Source organism: Janthinobacterium sp. B9-8, from assembly GCF_000969645.2.
Classification (GTDB): Bacteria; Pseudomonadota; Gammaproteobacteria; order Burkholderiales; family Chitinibacteraceae; genus Iodobacter.
The window spans coordinates 2,135,029-2,151,987 of the sequence record NZ_CP014222.1 but is presented as its reverse complement, the minus strand read 5'-3'; the positions used below and the strand labels follow the sequence as shown (position 1 = coordinate 2,151,987).

The 16,959-nt window shown below is 51.9% G+C and carries 10 protein-coding genes; 2 read left to right on the top strand and 8 right to left on the bottom strand.

Annotation, left to right across the window (positions count from 1 at the left end; genetic code table 11):
• Nucleotides 1-159: 159 nt before the first annotated feature.
• The 8 genes from VN23_RS09635 to pepN all read right to left on the bottom strand — a co-directional run bounded on the left by VN23_RS09635 (nt 160) and on the right by pepN (nt 14,273).
• Nucleotides 160-1,698 carry a YiiX/YebB-like N1pC/P60 family cysteine hydrolase gene (locus VN23_RS09635; protein WP_082752715.1) on the bottom strand — a complete coding sequence of 513 codons (1,539 nt, stop codon included), beginning with the start codon at nt 1,696-1,698 and terminating at the stop codon, nt 160-162.
• Nucleotides 1,649-2,428, bottom strand: a complete 780-nt coding sequence (locus VN23_RS09630; protein WP_156455170.1) for a hypothetical protein — start codon at nt 2,426-2,428, stop codon at nt 1,649-1,651. Before VN23_RS09630 ends, VN23_RS09635 begins: the two co-directional genes overlap by 50 nt.
• Before the next feature lie 53 nt (nt 2,429-2,481).
• The gene (locus tag VN23_RS09625) at nt 2,482-3,258 is read right to left on the bottom strand and encodes a YfaP family protein (protein WP_046351302.1); all 777 of its coding nucleotides are present in this window, start codon (nt 3,256-3,258) and stop codon (nt 2,482-2,484) included.
• Between the two features lie 191 nt (nt 3,259-3,449).
• Nucleotides 3,450-3,959 carry a DUF2300 domain-containing protein gene (locus VN23_RS09620; protein ID WP_046351303.1) on the bottom strand — a complete coding sequence of 170 codons (510 nt, stop codon included), beginning with the start codon at nt 3,957-3,959 and terminating at the stop codon, nt 3,450-3,452.
• Nucleotides 3,940-8,352, bottom strand: a complete 4,413-nt coding sequence (locus VN23_RS09615) for an alpha-2-macroglobulin family protein (RefSeq protein WP_197433075.1) — start codon at nt 8,350-8,352, stop codon at nt 3,940-3,942. The genes VN23_RS09620 and VN23_RS09615 overlap by 20 nt, the downstream gene beginning before the upstream one ends.
• 212 nt (nt 8,353-8,564) lie before the next feature.
• Entirely contained in the window at nt 8,565-9,206 is a 642-nt protein-coding gene (locus VN23_RS09610) for a DUF1175 family protein (protein WP_231743387.1), read from the bottom strand.
• A 469-nt stretch (nt 9,207-9,675) separates the two neighbouring features.
• Nucleotides 9,676-11,310: a DUF2138 domain-containing protein gene (locus tag VN23_RS09605; protein ID WP_046351304.1), complete on the bottom strand. Its 1,635-nt coding sequence runs from the start codon at nt 11,308-11,310 to the stop codon at nt 9,676-9,678.
• A 344-nt stretch (nt 11,311-11,654) separates the two neighbouring features.
• The gene (gene pepN / locus VN23_RS09600; protein WP_046351305.1) at nt 11,655-14,273 is read right to left on the bottom strand and encodes an aminopeptidase N; all 2,619 of its coding nucleotides are present in this window, start codon (nt 14,271-14,273) and stop codon (nt 11,655-11,657) included.
• Nucleotides 14,274-14,705: 432 nt separating this feature from the next.
• Between pepN and VN23_RS09590 the strand changes: the two genes are divergently transcribed.
• Together VN23_RS09590 and VN23_RS09585 are read left to right on the top strand one after the other, a co-directional pair.
• Nucleotides 14,706-16,367, top strand: coding sequence for a nitrite/sulfite reductase (locus tag VN23_RS09590; protein ID WP_046351307.1), 1,662 nt, complete (start codon nt 14,706-14,708; stop codon nt 16,365-16,367).
• Nucleotides 16,367-16,867 (top strand): DUF934 domain-containing protein, encoded by a 501-nt coding sequence (locus tag VN23_RS09585; protein ID WP_046351308.1) that lies wholly within the window; start codon nt 16,367-16,369, stop codon nt 16,865-16,867. The genes VN23_RS09590 and VN23_RS09585 overlap by 1 nt, the downstream gene beginning before the upstream one ends.
• Nucleotides 16,868-16,959 lie beyond the last annotated feature (92 nt).

The window sequence follows — 16,959 nt, the reverse complement described above, 5'->3', positions numbered from 1 at the left end:
TTGACTCAATATTTTCTTGCGCACCGCTCTATACCATTGGGGGAGCCGTTTTTTATAGGCCGTGCAACAACGCAGGCGGAGCGCAGAGAGGCGGTGCGCAAGAAAAACGACTTGCACACCCTATGCAACACTACGCTTTTCCAATGCACTAGGCTGGGCTTAATTCCTTGCAATAAGTGCTTGTAGTTTTTCTTGCAATTGATCAGCTTCTCGCTTGCCATCGCGATACATAATTACGGGGCTAAAAACCGGTGATTCGCCCACGGCAAGTTGGGCGACGTTATCCGGGCTGATGGTGTAGCGCCCCAGTGTTTGGGCTAAGGGCCAGTCGATATCCGGAAAGACCACATAGGCCAGCTCCGAGCAAACAATGCGCTCGTGTGTCATCACATCAAAGTTAAAGTCGTATTCTTTGCCGAGTTGCTGCACGGCGGTGAGGGCGGCATTGCGCAGGTATTCTGGATTAAGCGGGCGCTGATCGCGCAGCACTAAAAGATCATCAATATTCATAAAATGATCAAGTGTGCTGAGCGTTACGCCAGAGCGCAGCGCCTCAACGATCCGTTTCCCCTTGCGGACTTGCTCTTGCCACTGGCTGGGAATGGTTTCCCATGCGCCTATTTCTTTGAGCTCGGCCTCGCTGCCCAGCCACACTGCCATATGGCCGTAATAGCCGGGGATCATTTTATCGGTGAGGCGGAAAGGAGTTTTCTCCAGCAAAATATCCAGCGGCTTCATTTCGGATTCAAGCTGGGCAAGCTCACTTTTATCTAACTGGCGCAGCTTGCCACTGCGGGTTTGCACCAGCCCCACCATCTGGCCAAAGCCAAAACTGAGACCAAAACTCAGTGTATTGAGCGCTACTTTTTTTTGCTGATTAAAGTCTTCCAGTACAAATTGCGTGACTTGCAGTGGGTTAGTCCAGGTGTTTTTACGCTGATTCACATACCAGACCGTGCTTTGGCTCAGAGTGTAAAGATATTGTTCAAGCGCATCCGGTGTGCTGCCGCCTTCGCGCTGGATTTTAAAATACTGATCGATCAGATCAGTGGCCAGCAGCAGCTGGGAATGAACGTCGGCAGAGCGGTATTGATGAATAAGCTGATCAATTTGCACCTTGTTTTGCATATCGTAATTCATCAGATAACGCAGCTCGGCGTTTTGAGCGTAGGGCTCAATGGCAATCTGATAGCTATCCATCAGCACCAGCGCAGCAGCCAGGCCGCGTGCTATTTCACCAATTAGCTGTTTGCCCGCAGCATCATAGGGGTTGAGCGAGGGCGACCACATTCGCCCTTTGGATGCTGTGCATAGCTCGGGCAGGCCGGTATCGCTTGGCTTTTGTATGTTGAGGCGGATGGGGGCGATCAGCGAAAAGCAAGGCGAAACTCGCTCTACTTCGGGCATGAGGCGTGCACGGCTGCTCATATAGCGTTGAATAATATTGCGCAATTGCTCGCTTTGCTGCCGGTTTAATTTAGGCGTAGCACTGCTGCCAATAATTTGGTGCAGCTCGGCAAATTGATAAGCCTCGGCGCGAATACTGAGCATATCACTGATATTGGCCTGAAAATCGGGCAAGCTGCTGCCAGCCAGCGCGGGAATACTGAAGCTAAACAGCATCGCGCCAAGCAAGTGATGGAGCGGTTTAGCCGCGCGGCGAATCAGATGCATGGGCTGTAGTTTGGGCAATTTCATATTTTCTCGATAGCAAAATAAACAGGCAGGCAACGCTTGCAAAAAGGTGTTTAAGCGTGTGGCCAGAAATGATTTGGTGCAGTGTATGAAATAAAGCCTGATCTTGCAGCTCGGTGATTTTGGCTAAAATATAGCAAAGGCTTGCGAGTAGCATCAGCCAGAAAGCGCGGTGTTTGCCACCGATTTGCCATTGCCACAAAGGCAGCAAAATCAAGGGCAAGGCCTGTAGCAATAAATAAGGGCGTAAATCCTGCGTGACTACCCAGTAGCTCACAGAAAATATCGCCCATAAAGCTAGGGGCAGAGCAAACCAGCGGCTATTGAGCTGCCCATGTAACTGGCTGGCCAGCGCCGATAAAAAACCAGCGCACGCTAGCGCAATGGGTAAGCGATCCCAAATCAGTCGTGTGTCATCAGGCGCAAGGTGATACCAGGCAGAGCCAAGCGCAGTCAGAATCAGGCTAAAAAACCCTAAAACCCAGCCCGCGCGGCTGATGCTTGTTTGATGCCAGCAGAGCCTTAAGCCCCACAGACCGATCAGTGCAAAGCCCGCATTAGAAAACACATCCAATAAATTAGGTACGCCAAAGCCAGCGCGCTGATCAGCAAAATCATGGTAATGAGCATGCTGGGTAATAGGGCCATGCCAGAGCATAAGTAGGCTGAGGGTAAGGATGAGCCAGCAAGCAGGAAACAAGCGAGACCAAGGGGGATTGGGAGATGCGGTCATTGAACACTTTGTGCAAAAGGTGTGTAAGTAGACGGCGTTCATGCCCGGCTAACCTATGGATAAACAAAGCTGCCTACCAGCGTTAAATCCCCTGTTTTACGCATGGGAACATTAAACAGCTGTTGTTTCTCGTGCAGGGTGTTTTCGTTGTTGATGATGGAAAGCTGGGCGATGGTCATGGCGGGTTTTGCATCATAGCCGCCGTAGTAATTGACATACACCAGATAGCGGCCCTTGGGCGGGCTGGGGTTGGCGTAGATTTCCGGGCCGTAGCCGGAGGTGACGTCGATATCAAGCGCGCCGCCGTTTTTGCTGACGCGGTTGCCATAATAAGTGTGCTCGCCATCCGGGCTAATGACGTGTAAATCCAGATCGGTGCTATTGGTATTCCACGACAGCACCACGCGTAATTTGGTTTGTGGGCGGTCTTTATTGCTATCAAAAAACTGAGTGGCCGCGCGCTCTTTACCATCTGGGCTTTGAATTTCTACGCTATTAGCGCCACGGCCAAAAGAATAGGGGCGCGAGAAGCTGCCATCGGCATCAACGCGCAGCGGCATGGGTACGCCGTTAACGATTAATCGGTAAGGCGGGTTGTCTTCTCCCTTGGGAAGCTCCTTAGGCGTTTTGCCAATATGCCCACGAATCAAGGCCATCTTGCCTTGGTTTTCAGGCGTATTCACCAGCGTGGCCGGATACTGCACGTTTTGCGTATAGCGCTCGGGCTTACCCGTCGTATTACGCCAGCCACCAGCAGGAGCGTCGATCTGCAAACCGGCGGCAGCGGCAAAGGGGCTCAAAAGGCAGAGAAACAGGGCTAAAGGCTTCATGGTGTTGATCCGAATAAATGCGCGTTAAGGCGGAAAGCTGAGAAAACCTAAGATCTGTAGACACAGAGAACACAGAGTTTAAAAGCAGAACACAGAGAAAAACGAAAGCGTTAAGACCTTCTTCTTATAGGTTTTCTCCGTGTGCTCTTCGTAGCTCTGTGTCTACAGAACTTTTTAAGTGTTCGGGTATTTCACTGCACCCCCACAAGGCGTCTTGCCATGGCTTCGATAAACACCTCATAGTGGCCGCGTGGGTGGTGGCTGAAGGCGAGGTGCAGGTATTCGTGGGCGAGGGTGATTTCATCGTTCTCGCTGGCAAGCCCACGGATATAAATACGTTTTAGCGGGTGATCCGCAAAGGGCAGGCCACTTTTTAACTGGCAAACGGTATAGCGTGCTGGCGGTGCATAGCCGGTTTCTAGCGCCAGTGTGCTATGCCAGCCACGCGCCAGTTGCTCCAGCCTTTGCTGGATTTCTGGCAAGGGCTGGCAGGGCGTGCTGGCTGTGGCTTGGTTGCTGGTGAGGAGCAGAATGAACAGGCAAATCCCCCTCAATCCCCCTTTTTCAAAGGGGGAGGCGTGGTGCTTACTGTCGCCGTTTTGCGCAGAGCAAACAGCTCCCCAGTGCGCTGCATAGGTCGCTTCCCCCCTTTGAAAAAGGGGGGCTAGGGGGGATTTCGGCTTAGCGAATCTCCACAACACGAGCAGCTCCTTCTTCTAGCGCGGCTTCGTCTGGCTGATACATTCTAAAGTAGCGTGCTACAGGCAGGGTAAAGCGGCCCGCTTGGGTGAAGCGGATAATCTGCCGCTGCACGACTTTGCCATCTAGCACGGCCACAGGCTGGGCGTAGCCTAGGGGGCGCTGTTGCATGGGCTGGACGGCGAGGGTGTTTTGCTCGTTTCCTTCCTCATCCTCGTATTTATCCTGCCCCGGCAGATTGTCGATATTTAATCCCCAATGCTGCTCTTCAATCATGGCTCCCGGTGGCAGTGCCGCTTCAATCAGGCCGTAGCGGTAGGTTTTTTTCGATTGCAGCACGATTTCATCGATATACAATTTGTCGGTCGCCAGCTTACTGGTCCAGGGCACAGGCTTGGCGGTAAAGCCCGCCTCTCCTTTGGGCTCTAATACATAAAGCTGACGGGTAATGCTCACTGGCAGCGCGCTTGCTGCTTTGCTGGCGCTATCGTATTTCAGCGTGGCATTGAGTAAGGCCGGTGCTTTAGCTACCTGAACAGTCAATGTTTCTGTGGCTTTGCTGTTTAAACGCCATTCAATGCCGCCGCTGCTACCTGCGTTTTTGCGCCATGCCCCCTGTGGCGCAAGCGTGCCGGCCTTGGCGGTTTTCCACTCATCTTGCAACCACAGCAGGGCGAGGGAGCGCTCCAGCGTTGGTGTGTTCTGGCTGAGTGTGGCCAGCAGCTGTGCGGTGTCAGCTAGCTCGCCACTGCTCCATGCTGCCAGTGCCTGCAGCCATGGCTTGTTTGATTTTTTAAGGCTGAGCGTTGCCGTTTTGGCCGATGTTTTGATGGCGTCCGGCAGTGCGAGCTTGTGCTGGCTGGCCAGCTTGCTGACCAGCACCAGCGCGGCCTGCTGGCCTTGCGCCGAATCGGGCGAGTTCATGATATTGGCCTTGGCCGTATTTGCTGAAGGGCTGGTTTTTGCCAGCTGATCGACAAGACCGGAAAGCTGGGTGCGAATCGCCTCGCCGGTGTCGGCCGCCATCCATAAAGTAAGCGCCTGATGCAGCGGCGGCATGGATTTTACTTGATTGGCATACAGCGTTTGGAAGGATTTGCTGTTGGCCAGCCTTGGGCTTAGGCCCAGCGCACGGCTGGCCTGTGCTTCGGCAAGGCGGGCGTAGCTGGTCAGCATCGGGTCGCCTGCCGTGCTGTCGCCCCACCAGCTAAAGACCGCGCCGCTGCCGCTCATTTTTAGTAAGCGTAAACGTGCGTTTTCGATACGCTGGCGCAAGGCAGCGCGCATAGGCGCTGGGGCGTCGCTGAGCTTTTGGTAAGCAAGGCTTAAGGGCAGCAGGCGGCTGGCGGTTTGCTCTACGCAGCCATAGGGGTAATCGATTAAATCATCGATCACACTGCGAAACGCCGCATCGCCGCTATCTAAAAGCTGTAGGCGCACGGCTTGTGCATCGGCAGGCAGGCTGATATCTGCCTTACCCTCTTTTAGCTGAATGCTTTGGCTGACCGTGTGCATTTCTTGCGCCGCTTGCAGGCTAAGATCGGTAATCAGCCGGTCGATCAGCTTGCCGCCTTGTTTTAATTCAACAATCAACTGGCCGTTTTGCAGCGGGCCAGTCTCCAGTGGAATATAACTGGTGCCCTTGGTGAGGTTGAGCGTTTGCTCTTTTTGTACGCTATTCCCCGCGCGCGTCACCAATTGATACTGGGCTTTTTCGGCCTGCTGAGTCACGGCGATTTGCAGGCTGGGCGTGTCGCCCTCACGGAAGGTTTTGGCCGCGGCCCATTGCACATAGGCGGCTTTATTCGAGTTGATATAGTGGGTTTTTTGCCCGACCACACCGTCGTTATCAATGGCTCTGGCAGTAATACGCCAGCGGCTGAGCGCGTCGGGCATGCGGAACTGGATTTTGAGTTTGCCGTTGGCGTCGGTCTTCAGCGCGCCGTTCCAGTAGGCTGTGTCCATATTGTCGCGCCGCGGGCGAACCAGCATTTTTTGCGAGCGCGAGCTATAGCGCATTTCATCTTCCCCACCTGCGCGCGGCGACCATGCCATATCGTAGCCATAGAAATTTAAGCTGGCGCTGGTGCGCACCGCATTGCGGCGGGCGTGGTAGAAAAAGTCATAAATATCCGGCGTGATTTCAGGCTGCAGCAGATAAATCATTTCATCGACCACACCCAAGCTAAGCTGAGCCGGTGCGCCTTTACCCGCCACACTGCTGCTTAGCTCCAGCGTCACCATATCGCCGGGTTGATATTCTTTTTTGTCGCTTTTAATGGCGACGTCGATTTTGGGCTGAATCACTGCTAAGCCACGGTTCTGGAAAGTATGGCTGCCGTGCTTGATATACAGCACCGAGAAAGTCATATTCGGGCGATAGTCTTTAACGATAGGCAGGCTAATTTTCCACTGGCGGGCGTTGATTTTATTCAGCTTGAGCCAATCACCGCCTTGGGCCAGCGTGGCTTTTTCCTGCACGTTTTCCAGCTCTAAGGTGAGCAGGGCATCGTTTACATCTTCAGGAAAACTCAGTACCCCTTCGGCGGTTTCACCCACCGCATAGTTTTCGCGATCAAACAGCAGTGAGATCGATCCCGGCGCTACATTTAGCCCCTTGCCGCTGACTATAAAGCTGCTTTGCCCAAGTGGCTTGCCCGCAGCATCCAGCAAATTAATCTGGTAATTACCGGCCTGCTTAAACTGAATATCAAATTGTTGGACATTGCCTGCGAGCGTGCCGCTTTGTGTGCTGCGGTCTTCCAGTCGCTGAGCATTCCAGCTGGCGGGTTTATTCTGCCCCGGCCAATCGCTGATCAGCTTAAAGCGGGCGGTTTCGTTAGGTGCAGAAAACTGCTTGTCCGGCACGATGTGGTAGCGGCTGGCGGCGCTGTCGATCAGCACTTCGCGGCTGGCTGTAACGGGGTAAGCGCCAGATTGGCTGCCGATCACACGCAAGACATAGCGGCTGGGGTCGGTGGCGGCAGGCAGGCTAAAGCGGGCATTGCCGCTGGCATCCAGCTTAAGCGTGTCTTGTTTTACCTTAAGGGGGAACAAGCCTTGGTATTGCACTTCGGCATTCACCATAGATACCCGCTGGCTGCGCAGCACCAGCTCTACGCTGGCCCCTGCCACAGGGCGGCCATCGGGGTAGCGCATGCTGACTTTACCGCTGACTTCTTCACCGGTTTTAAGCGCGGCCTTATCCAAATCAATGCTGATATCGTAATGCGGCTTGGTATATTCAGACACGCGAAACGGCGCGGCATAAGGGGTGTTCTGGTAAACCAGCCTCAGCTCATAGCCACCTGCCACGGCATTGTCCGGCAGGGTAAAGCGGCTGGTTGCGCCATCGTTGCTGATTTTGATTTCCTGGCGCGATAATTCGGTGCCCGCAGGATCGCGCAGCATCAGTTGCACGGTTTCAGCTTTAAGCCGGCTGCTTTCGCGGGCGCTTTCAAATTGGCGGCCTACCAGCGACACATTCACTTCATCGCCGGGGCGGTAGAGCGGGCGGTCGGTGACGATATACAGCTTGCTGTTGTTCACCTCTGCCGGATAGTAGAAGTTCTCCGAGATCATCGCGCCGCCCTTGCTGTCTATGCCGTAAACATAGCTTTGCTCAGGTGCGGTTTTTTTAAAGACGGTGATACCTTCTTTATCGGTGTCGCCCGATTTTAAAGTGCCATTACCGTCGCTCCAGACCAGCTCGCTGTCGGCTACGGCGGCGCCGCTTTGTTTATGCGCAGTCCATGCCAGCATTTGTTCGCTCGATACCTTGGTAACCAGCGCGGTATCAGAGACAAACAGCAGGGTGGCTGCACGGTAGCTGCCCAGATAGCCTTCAATAATATATAAGCCCGGAGCCAGCTTGCCCAAAGGTACGCGAACATTGCCAGGGGTGACGCCGCGCTCGCTGCTGCTGCCTTCTAAGCGACCGGCTTTGTTCGCAGCTTCTGGTTTGGCCAGATGCAGCGGATAGCGAAACTCGTTGACCAGCTCAAAACCTTTAAGCGGCTGATACTGGCGCACCGCGGTATAGCGAGTGGTGGTGGGCGGCGGGGTTTTGAGTGCGGGCGCGGCTTGGGTGACGGCACCACGCGCAGGGGCAGAAAACACCCGCTGCCATGCTTTACGTGAGCGGGTATACCATTGGTCCCACAGATAGCGCAGCGCATTGGCCGCGCCTTCGCCCTGATAGTTACCCTTCAAATCAAGCTTATGCGGGTCTTTTTGCTGCTTTAGAAAATCCAGCGGTTTGGGAACGCGGTAAACCAGAATATCCACCCCGCCATAGCTTTGCGCATCGTAAGTGGACGCTTCCAGCCGCACCGTGGCCTCGTCTGTACTGGCAAAGTCAGAATCAGACAATAAATAAAAAGTATTGCCGCGCACGGCGTAATCGGCCGCAAAGCTGGGGCTGTGTAATAAAGCGCCAGCAAAAATCAGAATCTTGAACCACAGAGTAAAAGGAGAACACAGAGAGCCACAGAGAAAGCCAAACCTTTTTTTGAGATTTTTCTCTGTGAAACTCTGTGCTCTCTGTGGTTCAAGATTTTGCATATGATAAAACTTCCACTGATGTGCACTACGGAAGAAGCGGAAAATTAAGAAGCAGAGGGCAAGAAAGCCAGGCGATAGATGCCGATAAAGTTGGGGTTGTCGTTGCGTGGCTGCCATCGCGTGTCTTTCCATTGCATTAATTGATCGATTCTTACGGCTCTTAAACCCGAGTCTTTTGGGTGAGACGTTCCGGTGTGGTAGGCAATATAACGACCAGTCCAGACCATCACATGCTGATCGTCGCCCTGGTCAAAAAAAAGTAAATCACCCGCCTCTGCCTGATTAATATCTTTGCCAATCAGGCGGGCATTATTTTGCACCAGCCCGAAGGTGGGCACATAGGCGGCACGTTTGCCGTCAGATTGCTTCCAGTTGTGCCGCAGGGCATCGCGGCTGGCTGGGCTTAAATCCACTTCTGGCGGTAAACCTGTACGGCTGATGCCATTGCTTTGCAGCCATGCCGCATCGTGCTTTTGCAAGGCTTCTGCCACCGCAAAACGCACCAGCCCCGCGCAATCTCGATGCTGCCAGCGCGGGTTCGGCCCCTGACGAAGCTGCTCATTCACAATCCGCACAAACCAGCCCCGAAAAGCCTGCGTTTGAGCGGGGTTGAGGACGGGTTCTGCGGCATGGCTGGTGGTGCAGAGCAGGATAAGGCCAGTGCAGAGATATTTACTTAAAAACACAGAAGGTCGGTTTCCTTGTGTTGGGGGTGATATTCGCTGTTGTTTGGGGTGTTTGCCAAATGTGGCGGTTTTCATTTCATGTACGGCAAACAAATTCAAAAAGATCAGTGCCTCCGGCACGTTGATTTTGGTGTGGGAATCCCCCGCGTGGGACTCACTTTCTTGAACGGCCAGAAATCCTAGTACGCAAAGAAGGCCGCCCCGGCCAGCACGAAACCCATCGCTGCGGACAATCGAGCGGCGGCTGCGGAACTCGCTTCGCTCAAACAGTCCTCGCCGAAACCCCGCTTGTTCCTCGCTTCGGCGTGCTTCAAGGGGGAGTTAAGCCCCGTGCCACGAGCAGAGATCTAAACCCTAGTCGCTGGGTTTTAAAATATTAAATACCTACTGCCCTGTTTTTCTCCGTGAAACTCCGCGTTCTCTGGGGCCGAAGTGGTTCAAGGTGTGGGTTTGTCAATTCCCCCATAAATCACTTCGGATTCTTCCACTCCAATCTTTCCCAATGCTGATCTTTGCGTTGATCTGCGCTGGGGCTGAGTTGCAGGCCGGTGTTGGAGAACTCGCCTATCGCAGTGATATGCGGGATGAGATACGTAACGGCGGCGTTTTGTAGCAGGGGCTGTGCTTTGCCCGGCAGCGTGGACATCGTGGCGGTGGTAAGTAGTTTGGAGAGCGCTTCCGGGGCGATATAGCCTTGTTTTGGGCCTTCCATTCGGTCTGCCAGTGCGGCGTAGCGTTTTTGCTGTACGGCCATGGCTGTGCTGACGAGTTTGCTGTCTGGCGAGAACACGATGGATGATCCGGATTGCGCCATGCTGACGTCAAAATAGCGGCCCAGCGTGAGCTTATCGACATCAGGCGCGGCGTCTTTGGCCTCTTTGCTCAGGTTGCCATCGTCGGCGCTCACCGCGCGTTGCAATAGCAGGCCATCATCTTTTTTACTTTTTCTGACCGGCAGGCGCGATGCTTCTTCGTCCCGCAGGCCGGCTTCACTTGCGCCTATCAGCCAGTCAAACAGCTTGGGGGCGTGCTTGGTAAATTGCTTTGGCTCGCGGGTTTGTGCCAGCAGCAGCGGGGTGTAGAGCGATGAATCCGGATACCAGCACACGCCTGCGGCAGGCTCCAGTTGTGCCAGCCATTCGGCGGGGATATTGGCTTTTTTGCTGACGGGCTTGAGTGTTTTCCAATCTACAGGGGCGGATAGACAAAGCGCAGCGCCATCGGGGGCAGATTGCCAGAGCGCCATGCCATCCCATCGAGTTTGCTGATTAAGCAGTACATGGCTGAACCAGCCGTTTTCTTTGCTGACATCCATGCGCAGCGCTTTTACATTGGCAAAGAGGCTTTGATAGCCAAATGAAAGATATTTCATATTCGCGACCACAGCATGGCCGCTGTTGGCGGCTTGCACGCCGTAATGCTGGAGTAAAGGATTGGCCTTGTCATCAAGCAGGCCGCTTAAGATTTTAGTCCATGCCGCAGCCTGCTTGCCTTCCAGCCAGCTTTTATCAGAAAGCACGACTAGTTTATTATTCTGGCTAAAAAACCAGAGGGCGTCGTCGTTGCCATATTGCAATTTATACAATGGCACTTTGGCGATGCTGCCATCCACGCTAAGCTGGCTATCGCTTAATGAAGCCTTAGCTACCCATTGCAGCAGGCTGGCGAAATTGTTTTTTGTAATGCGCAGCACCCAGTGGCCGGGGCGGCCATCGTCGCTTTTCCACATCGCCATTTCGGCAGGCTCAGAGAGCAGCGCATTCATAAAACGGTCTTGCAGATTAAGCTCGTGCTCAAAAGCAATCCGTCTGAGCGAACCTTCCAGGCCTAGTTTGTCCGGATGATGCTCGTAATAATCCACCGCATCTTCTGTGAGCACCTTTTTAAATAGTGGTACTTGCATCAGTGCGGCAGGTAGCTGCGCTAAATTAGGGGTCGCCAGCACGACATCAGGGGCTGCCAAGCCAGCTGCCAGTGCAATAATCGGCGTATCCAGCTTGGGCGGGATTTCTTTGCTAGGCTTGAAAACCCAGTAAGCCCCAAGCGCGGTGACGCTGCCAAGGGTGAGTGCCAATATCCATTTTAAGGAGATTTTTTTCATCATCTTATTCGCTGGATGTTTGCTAGTACGTGTTAGTGGAAGTCATGTAAAACCCAAATCTTGAGCCACAAAGGAAAGGGAGAACACGGGGGCCACGGAGAAAAGCATCTATATACAAGGTTTTCTTCGTGCAACTCTGCGTTCTCTGGGGTCGAAGTGCTTCAAGATTTGGGTTTTATTTTGGGATGGGATTTCCGCTGATTAAGTGTTGTTTTTTATTGTAAGCTATTGGGTGGCTAAGCATTATAGGGTGAAATATCTGTGTCAGGGTTTTTGAGTCGTTTTTAAGCAAAAAAATACCTTTGAGCATGCCCAAAGGTATTTGTGCTGCTGACGTAGCGAAAAAATTAGCTCAGCGCTTTATTCACAATTTCAGCCAAATCGCTGGATAAATCATCTTGCTGGGCAATGCGTTGTAGCTCGTCTTGCATCATTTGCCTGCGTTGTGGCTCCATTTTTTTCCAGCGGTTAAAGCTGGATGCCAAGCGGGCTGCGACTTGTGGGTTGATTTTGTCGAGTTCAATAATTCGGTCGGCAGCAAAAGCATAGCCATAGCCATCTGCTGCGTGGAAATGCACTGCATTTTGCAAGCAAAAACCCATAATCAGCGCGCGTACTTTATTCGGGTTTTTAATTGAAAATGCCGGATGATCCATGAGCGCTTGCACACGGCTGAGTGCGCCGGGGCGGCGGCTGGTGGATTGCAGGGCAAACCATTTATCCATCACCAGCGCGTCGTCGTGCCATTGCACCGCAAAATCTGCCAGCTGGGCTTCACCACCATCACGGTTAACCAGTGCTTTAAGCGCGGAAAGGCGATCGGTCATATTGTCGGAAAGGCGATATTGCTTACTTAATAGCTCGGTAACTAAGGGTTCATCCAGCTCGGCTAAGTAATCTAAGCAGATGTTTTTCAGGCTGCGTTTACCCGCGTCTTCGTACTGGTAGGCGCTACCATCGTTGAGCTTGTTGTAAGTTGCTAGCAGCTCGGCGCGTAATTCGCGGGCGATTTGTGCTTTGACGCTGCGATGTACCAGATGCAATTGCGCAGGGTTTACGCTGTCGATTTGTTCAAGCAGATAATTTTCGCGCGGCAGATCCAGCATCAGTGCAATGAGTGAAGGATCGAGCTTTTCGCTTAATACTTTACGCAGCGCATTAATAAAGCTGGCAGGCGCGAGTGGCTGATCATCGTTGCTGGCGTAAAGCGAGAGCAGCAGGTTTTTTGCAAAGGTATTGGCAGCTTCCCAGCGATTAAAGGCATCGCTGTCGTTAGCCATCAGAAACACCAGCTCTTCATCGCTGTAAGCATAGCTCAGCTTCACCGGCGCAGAGAAATCACGTAGCAAGGATGGCGTTGGCGCTTCGTCAATATTGATAAAGCTAAAGCTGTGGCTGGTGGCCGTCAGCTCCAGCACGCGTGTTGTGCCCTGTGCTTCTACTTCACCCACTAATTGCAGCGGCAAGTCTTTGCCTTGCTTATCCAAGAGGCCTAGTGCCAGCGGAATATGGAAAGGGCGTTTTTCGGCTTGGCCCGGTGTGGCTGGGCAGCTTTGCTCGATATGCAGGGTATAGGTTTTGGCTGCGGCGTCATATTGGCTGGTGATGGCCAATTCTGGTGTACCTGCCTGCTTATACCACTCTTCAAACTGAGTGAGATCAACACCATTTGCATCACTCATGGCCGCACGGAAATCATCACATGTAACTGCCTGGCCATCGTGGCGCTTAAAGTAGAGATCCATCCCCTTACGAAAGCCTGCCTTGCCCAAAAGGGTGGCATACATGCGCACCACTTCCGAGCCTTTCTCGTAAATGGTCATGGTGTAGAAATTATTAATTTCTGAGTAAGCTTCTGGGCGAACCGAGTGCGCTTGCGGGCCTGCGTCTTCGGCAAATTGCATTTCGCGCAGCGCTTTTACGTTATTAATACGCTCAACCGAGCGGCTGCCGATATCGCTGGAGAACTCCTGATCGCGATAAACCGTTAGCCCTTCTTTTAGGCTGAGCTGGAACCAATCGCGGCAGGTCACGCGATTGCCGGTCCAGTTATGGAAGTATTCGTGGGCAACCACGGCATCAATGCCGTCAAAATCCACGTCAGTGGCGGTTTCTGGCTTGGCCAACACGTATTTGGTGTTGAAAATATTCAAGCCTTTGTTTTCCATCGCGCCCATATTGAAATCGCTGGTGGCAACAATCATGTAGGAATCCAGATCGTATTCCAGACCAAAGCGCTCTTCATCCCAGCGCATGGCTTTTTTGACTGCGGCCATGGCGTGATGACATTTATCCAGATTGCCCGGCTCTACAAAAATCTCTAGCGCAACCTGGCGGCCACTTGGCGTGGTGTGCTGATCGGCCAGCATGACTAATTTACCGGCAACCAGTGCAAAGAGATAAGCGGGTTTTTTAAATGGATCGACCCATTTTACCCAGTGACGGTTTTTATCCATCTGGCCGCTGTCGACGCGATTGCCGTTAGACAGCAGTACAGGGTAGCGGGTTTTATCGGCAATGATGGTGGTGGTAAATTTAGCCATCACATCAGGGCGATCTAAGTAATAAGTAATCTTGCGAAAGCCTTCGGCCTCGCACTGAGTAATAAAATTACCGCTCGAAACATACAGCCCATTTAAGCTGGTGTTGGTGAGCGGGTTAATCAGGGTCACGATTTCCAGAATGGCTTCGTCGGGCATGGCCGCGATCATTAAGCCATTGGCAGAAACCGTATAAGCATCGGCCTTGAGTGGCGCGCCGTCTAACTTGATCGATTCAAGTGTCAGCTCTTCGCCAGCCAGCTCCAGTGGTAATTGGGGCGCGGCCTCAGGGTTGCGTTTGAGTACCAGACGGGATTGAACCCGGGTCTGGCTTTCTTCTAGTTCGAAAGTAAGATCCACTCGGTCGATTAAAAAGGCCGGAGGAGTGTAATCGAGGCGATTAATTGGGGTGCTTTGGAGTGTCATGCTGTGGGTTCAAAGTTCGATTGAAATGCGAGGATACTCTTCGTGCAAGAGCCGTGTAAACAAATCGCCATCGTGGTTATCCCATACGATTGGCCTGTGCCAGCAGAGAGCAAGGTAAATAATGCCCAGTACATTGTTTTGCTGATGATTTTTGCAGCTTATTATGCCAGCTGCTTTAAACCGGGCTTATGGGCAGTTTATTTACGGAGCCGTCTCTTTACTCCAGAAGGCAAGCGGGTATATGCCGATTGCAGCCTAACCTTATTCAAAAATAGTCATTTGGTTTGTAAAGTGCCGCTGGTATAGTCTGAGGGATAAATTGGCACACTCGGGTAGACAATCTCTGCAAGTAGTGAGATTTTCTGCCCTTTTTATTGCAGTTTTAATGTCATTGGCGGCACATAGCCCGATCTCTTTTTCTGGATGATTCAGATGTATATCTACGACGACTACGATCAACGCATCGTAGACCAGCGTGTGGTTCAGTACCGTGATCAAACTCGCCGTTTTTTAGCGGGTGAGCTGAGCGATGAAGAATTCCGCCCGCTGCGTTTGCAAAACGGCCTTTATATCCAGCGCCATGCCCCTATGCTGCGCGTGGCGATTCCCTATGGGCATCTGACTAGCATCCAATTACGTAAATTGGCAGAAATTGCACGTAAATATGATAAAGATTATGCGCACTTTACTACCCGCCAAAATCTGCAATATAACTGGCCCAAATTAGAAGACGTGCCTGATATTCTGGCTGAATTAGCCACCGTGCAAATGCACGCTATTCAAACCTCGGGCAACTGTATTCGCAATACCACTTCAGATCAGTTTGCGGGTGTGGCACATGATGAAATACTTGATCCGCGCCCTTGGTGCGAGATTATTCGTCAATGGTCGACTTTCCATCCTGAATTCGCCCATTTACCACGTAAATTTAAAATTGCAGTCAATGGCGCAGCAGAAGATCGCGCGGCTATTTGGGTGCACGATATTGGTTTAAATGTGGTGCAAAACGAAGCCGGTGAGATTGGCTTTAAAGTGATTGTGGGTGGGGGCTTAGGCCGCACGCCGATTATTGGCAGCGTGATTTGCGAGTTTTTACCTAGCATTCATTTGCTGACTTACTTAGATGCGGTATTGCGTGTGTATAACCGCTATGGCCGTCGGGATAATAAGTATAAAGCGCGAATTAAAATTCTGGTTAAAGCCATGACGCCCGAAGTATTCGCCAGCAAAGTTGAAACAGAATGGGCATTTTTAAAAGACGGCCCACAAACTTTAACCGCGACCGAAATCGATAGAATGAAAGGCTTCTTTACGGTGCCGGATTACACTGCTTTTGCGGGGGACGATGCGGGCTTTGTTCAGCAGCAATTAGATAGCAAAGCATTCGCCCGTTGGGTAGAGCGTAATGTGTTTAAGCATAAGCAAGCAGGTTATGCCGCAGTCACACTCAGCCTTAAAAAGCATGGCGTTGCACCAGGGGATGCGTCTAGCGATCAATTGGCTGCCGTCGCCGATTTGGCCGATGCTTATTCTTTTGGTGAATTACGTGTTTCGCACGAGCAGAATTTGATTCTGGCCGATGTAAAACAAGCCGATTTGTTTGAACTATGGGAAAAAGCCAAGGCAATTGGTTTTGCAACCCCTAACATTGGCTTAATGACCGATGTAATTTGCTGCCCCGGTGGCGATTTCTGCTCGTTAGCCAATGCCAAATCAATCCCGATTGCCATTGCGATTCAAGAGCGCTTTGATGATTTGGATTATCTCTATGATCTGGGCGAAATTGATTTAAATATGTCGGGCTGTATGAACGCCTGTGGCCACCACCACGTCGGTAATATCGGCATTTTAGGGGTCGATAAAAATGGCTCCGAATGGTATCAGGTGTCTTTGGGCGGGCGTCAGGGTAATGGGGCGACTTTAGCTAAGGTGGTTGGGCCTTCTTTTGCTCAGGAACAAATGCCAGATGTCATCGAAAAAATCATGGCCGTATTTGTAGAAAATCGTTTGGGTGAAGAGCGTTTTATTGATGTGTTTGATCGCATTGGTATGCCGCCCTTTAAGGCCCGCGTTTATGCGAAGGAGACGGCATAATGGCGCGTATTATTAAAGATGCAGCTATTGTGGAATGCGATGCACAGCTACTGCGCCTTAGTGACGATGGCAGCTTTGCTGAGTTGCCGGCCAGTGGTTTAGTGATTGTGCCCTTGGCACAGTATTTTGCACAAAAATCAGCGTTGATCAGTCGTGGCGATTTTGGTGTGTGGTTTGCGCCGGATGATGAGCCGGAAAGCTTGGGTGCAGAGGCTGCCAGCCTTGCGCTGATTGCAGTGGAATTCCCCACTTTTACCGATGGCCGTGGTTTTTCGATTGGTCGTGTATTACGCGAGCGCTTTGGTTTTGTGGGTGAATTACGTGCGTTTGGTGATGTATTTAAAGATACGATGGGCTATTTAAAACGCTGTGGTTTTAATGCCTTTGTGGTGAATAGCGATAAAAATCTGGAAGACGCTTTATTGGGATTGAATGATTTCCCTGAAGCTTATCAAACAGGCCTAGATCAGCAACAGCCATTATTCAGACGCCGCACTTAAATTCGCGACTTGCCTATTTAAAAAATCCCCATCGTGCGATGGGGATTTTTTTTGTTTAATGGTTTATTAGGGAACTACTTTTTATATGTTGC

What these genes read in the sequence shown, in the direction of transcription:
- VN23_RS09635 (WP_082752715.1), bottom strand. Translation starts at nt 1,698, where the DNA reads ATGAAATTGCCCAAACTACAGCCCATGCATCTGATTCGCCGCGCGGCT.
- VN23_RS09630 (WP_156455170.1), bottom strand. Translation starts at nt 2,428, where the DNA reads ATGACCGCATCTCCCAATCCCCCTTGGTCTCGCTTGTTTCCTGCTTGC.
- VN23_RS09625 (WP_046351302.1), bottom strand. Translation starts at nt 3,258, where the DNA reads ATGAAGCCTTTAGCCCTGTTTCTCTGCCTTTTGAGCCCCTTTGCCGCT.
- VN23_RS09605 (WP_046351304.1), bottom strand. Translation starts at nt 11,310, where the DNA reads ATGATGAAAAAAATCTCCTTAAAATGGATATTGGCACTCACCCTTGGC.
- pepN (WP_046351305.1), bottom strand. Translation starts at nt 14,273, where the DNA reads ATGACACTCCAAAGCACCCCAATTAATCGCCTCGATTACACTCCTCCG.
- VN23_RS09590 (WP_046351307.1), top strand. Translation starts at nt 14,706, where the DNA reads ATGTATATCTACGACGACTACGATCAACGCATCGTAGACCAGCGTGTG.
- VN23_RS09585 (WP_046351308.1), top strand. Translation starts at nt 16,367, where the DNA reads ATGGCGCGTATTATTAAAGATGCAGCTATTGTGGAATGCGATGCACAG.